Origin of the sequence: Pseudobacter ginsenosidimutans (genome assembly GCF_007970185.1) — a bacterium.
GTDB lineage: Bacteria > Bacteroidota > Bacteroidia > Chitinophagales > Chitinophagaceae > Pseudobacter > Pseudobacter ginsenosidimutans.
The window spans coordinates 27,807-39,756 of record NZ_CP042431.1; the positions used below are offsets into that span (position 1 = coordinate 27,807).

At 46.2% G+C, this 11,950-nt stretch carries 11 protein-coding genes; 7 read left to right on the forward strand and 4 right to left on the reverse strand.

Annotated elements, in window-relative coordinates:
- Nucleotides 1–13 precede the first annotated feature (13 nt).
- From FSB84_RS30870 to FSB84_RS00175, 6 genes are all read left to right on the forward strand, one after another.
- A complete protein-coding gene (locus FSB84_RS30870) occupies nucleotides 14–1,033 on the forward strand; it encodes a carboxypeptidase-like regulatory domain-containing protein (RefSeq protein WP_225979943.1) in 1,020 nt (339 codons plus the stop codon).
- The gene (locus FSB84_RS30875; RefSeq protein WP_225979944.1) at nucleotides 1,027–2,559 is read left to right on the forward strand and encodes a TonB-dependent siderophore receptor; all 1,533 of its coding nucleotides are present in this window, start codon (nucleotides 1,027–1,029) and stop codon (nucleotides 2,557–2,559) included. Before FSB84_RS30870 ends, FSB84_RS30875 begins: the two co-directional genes overlap by 7 nt.
- A gap of 52 nt (nucleotides 2,560–2,611) precedes the next feature.
- Complete coding sequence (locus FSB84_RS00160; RefSeq protein WP_225979945.1) at nucleotides 2,612–4,159, forward strand: PepSY-associated TM helix domain-containing protein; 1,548 nt, start codon at nucleotides 2,612–2,614, stop codon at nucleotides 4,157–4,159.
- A gap of 120 nt (nucleotides 4,160–4,279) precedes the next feature.
- Complete coding sequence (locus tag FSB84_RS00165) at nucleotides 4,280–4,870, forward strand: TetR/AcrR family transcriptional regulator (RefSeq protein ID WP_130543573.1); 591 nt, start codon at nucleotides 4,280–4,282, stop codon at nucleotides 4,868–4,870.
- Between the two features lie 71 nt (nucleotides 4,871–4,941).
- Nucleotides 4,942–5,403: a hypothetical protein gene (locus FSB84_RS00170; RefSeq protein ID WP_130543572.1), complete on the forward strand. Its 462-nt coding sequence runs from the start codon at nucleotides 4,942–4,944 to the stop codon at nucleotides 5,401–5,403.
- Nucleotides 5,404–5,406: 3 nt separating this feature from the next.
- Nucleotides 5,407–5,721, forward strand: coding sequence for a DUF3817 domain-containing protein (locus FSB84_RS00175; RefSeq protein ID WP_130543571.1), 315 nt, complete (start codon nucleotides 5,407–5,409; stop codon nucleotides 5,719–5,721).
- On the opposite strand, the gene FSB84_RS00180 is transcribed toward FSB84_RS00175, so the two are convergent.
- Both FSB84_RS00180 and FSB84_RS00185 read right to left on the reverse strand, forming a co-directional pair.
- On the reverse strand, nucleotides 5,718–6,812 hold the full coding sequence (locus tag FSB84_RS00180; protein ID WP_158643723.1) for an aldo/keto reductase: 1,095 nt from the start codon (nucleotides 6,810–6,812) through the stop codon (nucleotides 5,718–5,720). The two genes, FSB84_RS00175 and FSB84_RS00180, sit on opposite strands and share 4 nt — an antisense overlap.
- A gap of 147 nt (nucleotides 6,813–6,959) precedes the next feature.
- Nucleotides 6,960–8,450, reverse strand: coding sequence for a hypothetical protein (locus tag FSB84_RS00185; protein WP_130543569.1), 1,491 nt, complete (start codon nucleotides 8,448–8,450; stop codon nucleotides 6,960–6,962).
- Between the two features lie 368 nt (nucleotides 8,451–8,818).
- Here FSB84_RS00185 and FSB84_RS00190 point away from each other — a divergent pair, with 368 nt between their 5' ends.
- Nucleotides 8,819–9,685 (forward strand): OmpA family protein, encoded by an 867-nt coding sequence (locus FSB84_RS00190; RefSeq protein ID WP_130543568.1) that lies wholly within the window; start codon nucleotides 8,819–8,821, stop codon nucleotides 9,683–9,685.
- Between the two features lie 59 nt (nucleotides 9,686–9,744).
- Here FSB84_RS00190 and FSB84_RS00195 read toward each other — a convergent pair whose 3' ends face one another.
- Complete coding sequence (locus tag FSB84_RS00195) at nucleotides 9,745–10,743, reverse strand: alpha/beta hydrolase (protein ID WP_130543567.1); 999 nt, start codon at nucleotides 10,741–10,743, stop codon at nucleotides 9,745–9,747.
- A 37-nt stretch (nucleotides 10,744–10,780) separates the two neighbouring features.
- On the reverse strand, nucleotides 10,781–11,818 hold the full coding sequence (locus FSB84_RS00200) for a pectinesterase family protein (RefSeq protein WP_225979946.1): 1,038 nt from the start codon (nucleotides 11,816–11,818) through the stop codon (nucleotides 10,781–10,783).
- Nucleotides 11,819–11,950 lie beyond the last annotated feature (132 nt).

Below are 11,950 nucleotides of genomic sequence, written 5' to 3' on the forward strand. Positions count from 1 at the left end.
ACGACTGTTTTTTATGAACGCCCGACAATCAACCCTCTTTGTTCTTTCCTTATTTTTTTCAATTGCATCATTTGCCCAGAACGCCACTATCCATGGAAAAGTACATTCCACGGACGGCCAACCCGTGAGCTCCATCAGTGTAACGCTGCTGAACACACGCTGGGGCACCATCACTACCGAGAACGGAGAATACCTGCTCTCCAATATCAAGCCCGGCACTTATACCATTCAACTTTCCTATACCGGCGATATCCGCAAACAACAATCCATCACACTGGCGGCAGGCAGCAAGACCGAGCTGGATTTTACGATCGAACAGGCTGCACGCCAGCTGGAAGAAGTGATCGTTGAAACCAACAAGATCATGAACCGCGCAGGCGCTACCGCCAACAAGATGAACCTCACTTCCATGGAAACGCCACAGATAGTGCATTCCATTTCCGGTGTGATGCTGGGAAAACAAAATGCCATGACGCTGGAAGATGCCATGAAGAACGCACCCGGCGTTGCCAAACTCTGGGACGCCACCAGCCGCCCGAATGGAGGCTCCATCTTTGTGAGCAGGGGATTTCAAACCACCACCAAAGTACGTAACGGTCTTCCCAATATCGTCAACACCAATGTGGAGATGGCCAACCTGGAAAGGATCGAAGTGATCAAAGGACCTTCCGCCACCATGTTCGGAAGTATCATCACTTCTTATGGCGGCCTCATCAACCGCGTTACCAAGAAGCCAATATTCAGAGAAGGGGGCTCAGCCGATTTCTCTTATGGCAGTTATAATTTCTACCGCGCTTCTGCTGATTATAATTTCGTTATACAGCCCAAAAAAATGGCTGCACGGATCAATGTGGCAGGACAGAATCAGGATAGCTGGCAGGACGCAGGCTTCCAGAGCAGCTATATCATCGCCCCATCTTTCCTGTACAAACCAAATGATAAATTCACGCTTAATTTCGATGCCGAGATAGTAGGATCGAAAGGGAACAGCAATGGAGGCAATTTCATTTTCGTGCTAACCCCAACATGGTGAATGGACCTCTTGCAGGCTTGCTGCAATCCTATGTTGGAAGAGTTCCCGGATTCGATCAACAGAAATACGAGCAGCTCGTGAGCCAGATGCCGAAAACCTTCAAGGAAGCTTTCGGCACCAACAGGGTGGACGAACTGAAAACCGATTACAACCGCTCTTTCCTCAACAACGACCTCTACCCCACCACGCAATCCAATGCCTTCTTTGCAGATGCCACGTACAGGATCTCCAATCACTGGACCTCACAAACGGCCATCACGTACAGCAACAGCCGGAACAGAGGTTATACTACCTATCAATACCTGATCCCCAATTACCCAGACCAACTGATCAAATCTTTCTTCACCGGTACTCCAGGCTATGGACAGCCCGGCCACGACAGTATCGGAAGAATGGTGTGGAATCCCGTTGGCAATACCAATACTTTCAACGTTCAGCAGAACTTTGTATCGGATTACACTTTCGGAAAGATCAGGAACCGCGCCGTGATCGGTCTCGACTTCGCCCATTACAAATCAGAGATCACCTATAACAGGTTCTCCGGAAAATTACTGGGTGTTGTGGACTACCCTGATCTCTTCGATGTGGTGTCTGTTGACGGTCAATCTCCAAAGATGCCCAATTTCACGAAGTCCAATGTACTGCAAGCCTTTGCTACCCGGGCAACACAGCCGTTCGGTGCGCCCGATAAATACAATGTTTACAGTGCTTATGTTAACAACGTAACCAATCTTACCGATTACCTGATCCTCTCTGCCGGTCTGCGTGTTGACCACTATAAGAATATATTGGATGATCAGGTCCAAACTGCCTGGTCTCCCAAATTGGGTCTGATTGTAATGCCAATCAAAGAAAAGCTCACATTCTTCGCCAATTATCAGAACGGCTTCACCAATGAGTTCGGCAGGGATAAGGACAACAAACCATTCAAGCCTGAACAAGCCTACCAGACTGAGTTTGGCGTGAAATACAACCTATTCAACAACAAGCTCACCGGCAGTCTCAGCTACTATGATATCCTGGTAAAAGACATCAAACGCGTTGACCTCACTTCCCCCAATTTCGAGATCCAGGATGGCGATCAGAAGAGTAAGGGCGTGGAACTGGAGATCGTTGCCAACCCGGTTATCGGCTGGACCATCCTGTTAGGTTATGGCCACAACGACAGCAAGCTGCGAAAGGCCGATGCAAATGTTGAAGGACTTCGCCCTGTAGCTTCCGGCCCGGAAAACATGGCCAATTTCTGGACCAATTACAGTTTCACCAAAACAGCCCTGAAAGGTCTTGGTATCGGTGTAAGCCTGAACTATGGCGGAGAATCCAATGCAGCCAATACTAAATCTGAAGGCGCCCTGATCATGCCTTCCTACACTGTACTTGGCGCACATATTTCATATGATTTCAAAAGATATCGCGTAAGTCTCAAAGCCAACAATATTACCGATGAAAAGTATTGGATGGGCTGGAGCAGTTATATTCCGCAAATGAGGCGTCAGCTGATCGGAACCATTACCGTTAAATTCTAATGCTAACACCTATGAACCTTCTAATCAGGATCACCAGCAATTCGTTCACTGAATGCCTGCTGAAAATATGACCAAAAAGAAAAAAGGCTGGGCCCTTCACCAGAAAAGATGGTTCGGTAAATGGCACCTGTACCTGGGCATCATTGCAGGCGCTATCCTTGTGGTGGTGGGACTTACCGGCAGTATCCTCGTTTTCCAGGATGAGATAGATATCGCACTCAACAAGGATTTGTTCGAATCCATGAAAGGGCAAAAACGATACAGCATCGAAGAGGTTGTTCCTGTTGTTCAACAGAAATATCCGACCAAGGAATTCGACTATGTAATGTATGCCGATGTGAAGAATCCGAATGCCACTTACCGTTTTTTCAATTTCCATACGGAAGAGGAATTCTTCATCAATCCCTATACTGCAGAGCTTAGCGGCAAGCGGCTGGTGAACAGTTCATTCATACGGATCGTGATGAATATCCACCGCACATTGCTGGTGCCTGTTGCAGGCCGGTATATTGTTGGCTTCGCTACTTTGTGCATGCTCATCCTCACCATCAGCGGACTGAGATTGTGGGTGCCGCAACAATACAAAAAATGGAAACAATGGAAAGCTGTACTGACAGTGAACTTCAGGGCCAGTTTTAAAAGACAGAACTACGACTGGCATAATGTGATCGGTTTTTACACAGCTCCTATTGTGATCCTGTTATCTATCACAGGCATTGCCATTACGTTCAGCACCTTGTTCATCGGCTCCCTGTTCATGATCACCGGACAATCTCCGCAATCAGTGGCGTCTATCTTCGGACAAAAATCAGTTGTGGTGGAAGGCGCCAAAACGCTTACGCTGGCGGAAGTATCTGCTATTGCGCATCAGCAAATGCCAACTGCAGTATTGATCGGCGCAGCGATACCCGATGAGAAAGATGGTGTGTACCGGCTGGATATGAAATCGCCAGGCGCCTCAAAAGAAGGCAACCGCGTAATGATGATGGTTGACCAGTATTCCGGCAAGATCACGCTCAACAGTGAAACCGATTTTCCGAATATTGGTAACAGTTATCTCAGCTGGCTCACGCCCCTGCATTACGGAACTTTCGGCGGCATGCCTACCAGGATCCTCGCGCTGATCGGAGGCCTGGTGCCATTACTGCTCTTCATCACCGGATTCATTATCTGGTGGCCGAGATACAAAAAACAAAAAGGGAAAGCAACCTATGTTGAACCAAAGCCCACGGTCAAAGAACGTGAGCTGGAAAGCATAAGACAACTTCCTTTCGGCAAATATTTCGTCCATCATTTCAAAAAAGGATTGAAGTACGCGCTGCTGTTGCTGGTCTGCGCCTTCCTGTCCGGAGCATTGTATGGACTGATCTCCGGTGTGATCATTCAACCCGCATTGTTTACCGTGTTGTACACCGGAATCAGCATCGGCGTGAATTTCGTTATCGCATTTTTCGCATTTACTTTCACCGGGGTCTTCCTGGCCCCATTCAGAAAAGGAAGCAAACCGGTTTATAAATATTTCGCCCTGTCGCTTGCCTTCCTGGTAGTGTTCCTGCCGGTGATTGTTGCTATGGGCAAATGGTGTACAGATCTTTTTTAATGAAGAGACCACTTCATTATCATAGCGAGACAGGGCAGCTATTTCAATGGTTGCCCTTTTTCTTTTGCTGAACCGGCGGGATTCCATTCCTTTGCAATAAATACCAGTTGGTATCTTATTATGAAGAAAGCCGAAGCAACAAGACTCACCATTCTCAAAAAGTCGTTTGACCTGATCTACGAAAAAGGTTACCAGGCAACGAGTATCGATGATATCATCGCTACCACGAAAGTTACCAAAGGCGCTTTCTATTATCATTTCAAAAGCAAGGATGAAATGGGGCTGGCCATCATCAATGAAATACTCAAACCTTCGCTCACTCAAAGTTTTATCGAACCTCTGCAAAAAGATGAAAACCCGGTAACGGCGATTTATCATTTATTACATCATCTGCTGATGGAAGATGAATTCCTGAAAGTTGAATACGGCTGCCCTGCTTCCAATTTCACACAGGAAATGGCGCCATGGAATCAACTCTTCAGCCAGGCGCTGGAAGAGCTTACAGACAAATGGCAGAAACTGTTGGTTGCTACAATCGAGAATGGTAAAAAGAAAGGATTCATCCGTAAAGATGTGAATGCAAAACAAGCTGTTCTCTTCATCATGTCTGGCTATTGGGGCGTCCGCAATTTCGGTAAGCTGGCCAACAGCAGGAATGCCTACAAGCCCTGGCTGAAAGAACTCAAACGCTATCTCGAAAGCCTTCAATAATTTTTTTTCACCAAAAACATACCAGTTAGTATGTTTTTGATTTAGCTTTGCTGCCAATAATAGAATTTCACATGTATGCTTTTTTGCTTACTGCTCATTCGCTGGTAAGATGGGCCTTGCTGTTTTTCCTGTTGTATGCTATTTACAGAAGTTATGCCGGATACTTCCGGAACAAACTGTTCTCGAAAGCAGATAATGCCGTCAGGCACTGGACAGCCACACTGAGTCATATCCAGTTGATGATCGGAATGGTCCTGTATTTCAAAAGCCCGCTGGTGAAATCATATTGGAATAACAGGATGGAACAGGCTCTGCCGAAGGATTTCACATTCTTTTCACTTATCCATATTACACTGATGTTTGCTGCTGTTATTGTGTTGACGGTAGGTTCGGCCATGGCCAAAAGACAAAGCCACGACCATCAAAAGTTCCGCACAATGCTTGTGTGGTTTATCTTCGCGCTGGTTATTATTTTCATTGCCATACCCTGGCCCTTTTCCCCGTTGGCAAAAAGGCCGTTAATCAGATTGTAGATTATGAAAAAGTATTTCGTCAGTTCCGCCGGGCGGCTTCGCCTGTACGCTTTTCTCGAAGGCGTATCATTGCTGGTTCTCGTGTTCATTGCCATGCCCGTGAAATACCTGATGCAGGATCCCACCTGGGTACAGGTGATCGGCCCTATTCACGGTGCATTATTCCTTTTATTCGTTTTCGGCGCCATTACCGTGGGCGTAGAGGAAAAATGGAAATTCTGGAGAACCACCTGGATCGTTCTGCTGGCCAGCTTCATTCCTTTCGGCACTTTTTATATCGACTGGAAAATACTCAGGCACCTGCAGCAGCCAGCCTAATTGAAGGTCTGCCTGTATTGTAGCGGCGTTTGACTGGTCTTGTTCTTGAAGAGCTTGTTGAAGGATTGCGGATACTCAAATCCGAACTGGTAAGCAATCTCACTCACGGAGAGTTGGGTGCCCGCCAGTAATTCTTTCGCTTTTTCTATCAGAACATTGTGGATATGCTGTTGCGCTGTTTGCCCGGTCAGAGACCGGAGCATATCGCTCAGGTAACCTGGCGAAAGGTTCAGTTCAGCAGCCAGCAACTCAACTGTTGGCATACCTTTACGCAGAGCCATTTCCCGGTTGAAGTAATTGTTCAACGCCTGTTCCATACGAAGCAGCAGATCATGACCGGATGCTTTTCTTGTAATGAACTGCCTGTTGTAAAAACGATCGCTGTAGGAAAGCAGAAGTTCCAGCCGCGCCACCATAATGTCCTGACTGAAATGATCGATGCTGTTCTGGTATTCCCGTTCCATATCTATCATCATTTGCCCGATCATCTGTTCTTCCTGTTCCGAAAGGTGCAGCGCTTCATTGGCTTCATATGAAAAGAAACCATAGTTCTTTATCTTTCTCCCCAATGGATAATTACGAATGAAATCAGGGTGGAAAGACAAGCTGTAACCGGTCAATGAATAATCTTCCTTGCTCAGGTTGGTCAGTATTTGATTGGGAGAAATGAAACTCAACATCCCTTCATCGAAATCAACGCGATGGAGATAATACAGATCGATATGATCCGTTCCCAGGTTCTTCAATGAGCGTTCAGCCGCTTTCTTTACATAATTCCTGCTGCCATTGAATTGCCAGTTGAGCTGATCGTTATCATCAATTTCAAAACCGAATTTGGTAGCGATGATATACTTACTTCTATTGCCATTGATGGCTTTTGCAATCAGCTGTTCATTCAGCAATGGACCATAGAGATCCGCCGTATCCAGGAAATTGCCTCCCAGCCGGAGAGAGCGATGAATGGTGGCAATCGCCTCCGCTTCATCGGCCTTTCCATAAATCTCCATTCCTGCCAGGCTGGTCATTCCCATACAACCCAGTCCCAGGCGGGGCACTTCCAGTCCCTGACTTCCCAGTTTTACCGTTTTCATACTCATGTTGTTTAATGATGATGCAAAACTAGAAAAGTGTAAAAAAGGAAAAGTATCCAATCCGGGGACAACTGTATCCAAAATCCGGTAAATAAAAACGCTTCCCCAATCAAGGAGAAGCGTTATTTCAAATCCTCTCTTCACCTGCTATTTTTTTGCAGCCGTTGCGCCTGCATCAAGGATCATATTCCCCTGAACAGACCAGGCGAAATCAAGCTGCACCTGGTTATTGAATAAAGCCGTATCGTTCATGCTGATATACATATCGGTGGTGTAGCCCGGCGCGTTGGATTGCGTGGCCATTGCATGACAGCTCATACAGTTGGTCTGAATTCCAAATTGCGGTCCGGGCAATAATACGCTCGGCAGCTGGAAGTCTGCACGAGGTTCCGGAGCAGTTCCATGAAAGCCTGCTTCGAGATACGGGTTATAGGTCAACAGCGGTTGCACTCCTACGTTAGTTCCTCCGGTGATCGGCTGATTGGGGAGTACCATGGCATATGCTGTTTGCATGGCATAGTGTGAGGCGGCGCCCTGCAGTTGGGATGGACGGAGACTTGCAACAACATTACTGCTTGGGGCAAATGGTGTGGCCGGATTGGGCGCCCAGTAATAGGTTTGCCAGGTCCAGTTGCTGATCTCTTTGGTGGCTACATGCATACAAACGAGGATCGCCACTTCACCAGCTTTGGCGCGATGCTTTCCCTGTACTCCTTCCGTACTGTCTGATTTATTGATATGACTGGCCATTTGTTCATCGATGGAAAAATGGATAAAATCATTCAGGTTCACAGTGGCATTGGCGATACTGTCAGGCGATGTGGTGTTTATCTTAACAGGCACCAGTGGCTTGTTCGGTTGTTGTTTGTTACTCATATCCACGTATACATAATTATTCCATTTATCCGGACCGAAGGCTTCCAGTTTTGAGGGCTGCCCCGGCCATACAGGTATGCGGACCAGGCCATCTGATGCCTCCGCAATATAATAGGAAGGCTTGATGGTGATTGCCTTTTGCGGGAAAGGCGGAATGGCGCCGATACCACCAGCCTTAGCATAAGTGTTCAGTACAGATTGTTTGAGTATCTGATTTTTGATAGCATAGCAGGCCGCATTGGGATCATAGGAAACCGTTACCATGAACTGTGCATGTTTTGTAACGGAATCTTCCTGCACCTGCAGCAATTGCGCCCGCTCGATCGGCGACAGATGATGACCGAACTGATGCGGCCTGGAAAGAACGGCGCGCATGGTTTTTGCAGAGGCATCGCATGCCTTGCTGCCATTGACGATCTGTGTCTGCACTTCTGTTACCCCCAACCAGGTCTGATAGGCAAGAAGTGTATCGCCACCATACACCTGGTCAGTTTTTGCAGTGAGGCCGGCCCAGATACCCCAGCCATGTTTGTACACGCTGACTGAATCATATTTATCCGGCATCGCAGGATTGTTCAACCAGCTGTAAATAGTATTTGAATCTTCGGGAAAATTGAAACCGGGAACAATCACCGGCAATTCAACTGGAACGATCAGGCCGGAAGAAGGAGTGGCCGTTTTCGGTTTGTTGTTGCATACTGTAATGATCACCGTAATAAGAACGAGGCTCAGCAGTACGCCTGTGCGTTTTTGGATTTTCATTGGATTTGTTTTGGTTTAAATGGTAATTGGTGGAAACAAATTAGTGAATCATGAAAGAAGAAAATCCTCAAAAAAAAGATTGACCGATTTCAGGTATTGATTACGGTTATAGGATGCCGTAATCAGTACAATTCAGTTCTATTTCTGGAAAAAAATAAAAGTGGAAAAAAATGTACCGGAATGCATGGTTGAAATCACCAATTCTGCGTAATCATGCAATGGCACAGTAAATGCAAGAGAATAAACAACTTACGTAATGAAGCATCTTTTTTCGTATATTGTACATAGTTCCATTCTTTATACTCCCCTCCACCCACAGCCATTACAGACAGATCAGGAAATAAACAACATTCAAAAACTAAGAATTTATGAAAAATCCAGTTTTATCATTTGTTCTGCTGACGTCTATTGTAACCGGTTCAGGCTGTGTTAGTAACAAAAAATTCGATGCACTCCAGACAAGTTACAATACGCTCCAGTCGAATAATAGCGAGCTGAACAGGCAACTACAAACCTGTCAGCAAAACCTTTCCGGTTCCACAGCAAGAGTGCAGGGCCTGGAAGAACAGATCAATGCATTACGCGCCAATACTGCTTCGCTGCAGGCCGCATTGAACAAATGCTTAACCTCCACCAACCAGGGCAATGTGAACATTTCAAAACTGGTTGACGAGATCAATGCAGCCAACAGTTATATCAAACACCTTGTGGAAACGAAGAACAAAAGTGATTCACTCAATATGGTGCTCACCAATAATCTTACCCGTTCACTCAGCAGAGAAGAGATGCGTGATGTAGATGTGCAGGTGCTGAAAGGCGTTGTATATATTTCCCTTTCAGATAAAATGCTGTACAAATCCGGCAGCTATGAGATCTCATCCACGGCTGGCGCAACGCTCAGCAAAATTGCCAAGATCATCATGGATTACAAGGACTATGAAGTGTTGATCGAAGGTAATACAGACAATGTTCCGATCTCTCAGACCAATATCCGCAACAATTGGGACCTTAGCGCATTGCGGGGATCATCTGTTGTGCAGGCCCTGCAAACGCAGTATGGAGTTGATCCTAAAAGGCTGACTGCTGCAGGCCGGGGAGAATACAACCCTGTTGCGTCCAATGATACAGATGCAGGCAGGACCACCAACAGAAGAACGCAGATCATCATCACGCCCAAGCTGGACCAGTTCATGGAGCTGATCAACAAAGCGCCTGATGGCAGTGATCAGAAATAATAATGATCTTGAATAATTTTTCTTTCAAACGCTTCCTTCTATAGAGCAGGAAGCGTTTTTTATTTCAATACCTTTTTGAGAAATTCATTCATATAGTCTATCGTTCCATCTACCCAGGGATGGAATAACCAGAAGGGATGTACTTTCACATTGAACTGATGTACTTCAGTGCAGATCCCCCACTCCTTCATCATTCCAATCAATTCATCCTGTCCTGCATGAAAGCGGGAGAAGCCGCTGTTCAGGAAGAGCATCGGCACTGCTGTTCTTTCCGCAGCCCAGAAAATGGGGGAAGCATTTTTCCATATAGCAGGCTTTTCTTCAAAAGTCCCACCCAGCCAGGCTACATCAGCAGCATCAGGTTTTCTTATGAGGTTCAGACTGGCAGGAGCCAGAAAATCCACCACGCCATCGATGTCGATAATCGCATGAACATTACTGTGAATACCGGTGATGCCCTGATCGCCTTCAAATTGCTGCACACCATTTGTCAGGCCAACGAGCGCTGCAAGCTGACCTCCCGCGGAACAACCGCTGATAGCAATCCTGGAAGTATCGATCCCATATTTCTCAGCATTTTCCCTGATGAACCTGATACCGGCTTTGAGATTATGAACAGCTGCAGGGTATTGTGCTTCGAGTGATAACTGGTATTCAATGGGGATGGTCACAAAGCCTCTGGTAGCCAGCATTTGCGCCATTGGTACCTGCATGGAACGCGTACCTGAACGCCAGCCGCCGCCATGGACCATGATCACTGCGGGATATTTCTGATTATCCTTTGGTCTGAAAATATCGAGATGAAGCTCGCGTTTTCCAAAAGGAGTTTTTTCAATCGTTGCATACACAATATCTCTGGCAGCCCTGATAGAGGAATACATGCTATCTGATGCAGGAACAGCTTCCGGATATGCTTTATGGATCTGTTGGTGCACACGGCCAACATTGTAAGTGGTATCTGTCGGAATTGGCTTTTGCTGCGCCTTTGAACTTTCCACAGCCAACAACGTCAAAAAAACGGAAAGTACAAAAGCAAAACAGCATCTATATTTTTTCATTTCAAACTCCTTTTTTAGTTTGTGTATGAGCGTTAGTTCAATAGTCGGGGTCCCATCCATTAAATATTCTATCTATCGAGTACACCCGTACCTCTTTCTTAGAGAGTTGTTTGCTCCATTTTACCCGAGAACCGGTTTGTGCTCCGGGTCCGCTGTTTTGATATTCTGCATATAGTACAGTGTTTTCATTGTCGGGATTGTTCCAGTTGTTCCATGCTTCAGGAACAATATGTACGCCAAGCTCGGAATTCAGGAAAACAGTTTTGGCATCAGGTCTCCAGGGTCTGCCCAGAAAACATTTAGCAACAGTTGAATCCGCCACCAGTGTACATTCCATGAATACATATCCAAAAGACTGTGCAGCGCTGGTGGCAGCAGCGGTTATATAGGAGTTGGATAAACTTTTGATCAGGCAGTTCTTAAATACGCAGGTGGCTTCACCAAAAATGAAATCGGTGGTCCCTTCTATATAACAATCCCGGTAGAATTGCCGGCTTTCTGAAGTAGCAGTGTATAAGGTATCCTGGTTACCGAGAAGGCGGCAGCGGATGATAACAGCCCTGTCGCCTTCCACATGCAGGGCCACGGCTTGTCCTACTCTTCCTGACTTGTTCTCGATAGTGAGGTTTTCTGCTCTGAAATCCGAGCCCTGCACAAGCACAGTGTAGGAAGTATAAGTACTGTACTTGCTTCTACCGAATTGATCGGTCCCTCCCGGATTTTCTTTACCGGAAAAATCGGAATTGGTGATGATGGTGGTTTCGCTGTTCTCTCCTTTCAGAAAAATATTCTTCTTCCAGGAAGGTATGATGAGCTTTTCCCGGTAGATACCGGGTTTGATATGAATCACAACCTGCACCTGCGACAAATCCCTGACTGCATTCACTGCTTCCTGAATGGTTTTGTAATCGCCGCTTCCATCCTGTGCAACAGTAAGTGATTGAGGATAGGGAGGAACAGGAATTCCCTGCTGCCGATATTTCAATTTCCAGCTGGTATCGGTGCTGGTTTGCTGTGCAAAGCAGATATGCAGCAGCATCATGAAGCTGATCGTTAGTATTGTTCTTGCGGGCATGATGCATATTTAAGGATTTTATGGCAGGAAGAGAACGGTTTTTCCGCAATCGTTCCCGGAACCTGGGATAGTGCAGCTTTCTTACATCAATTTTTAACTACAATGAAATGTAAGAAATCATTCATAATATGT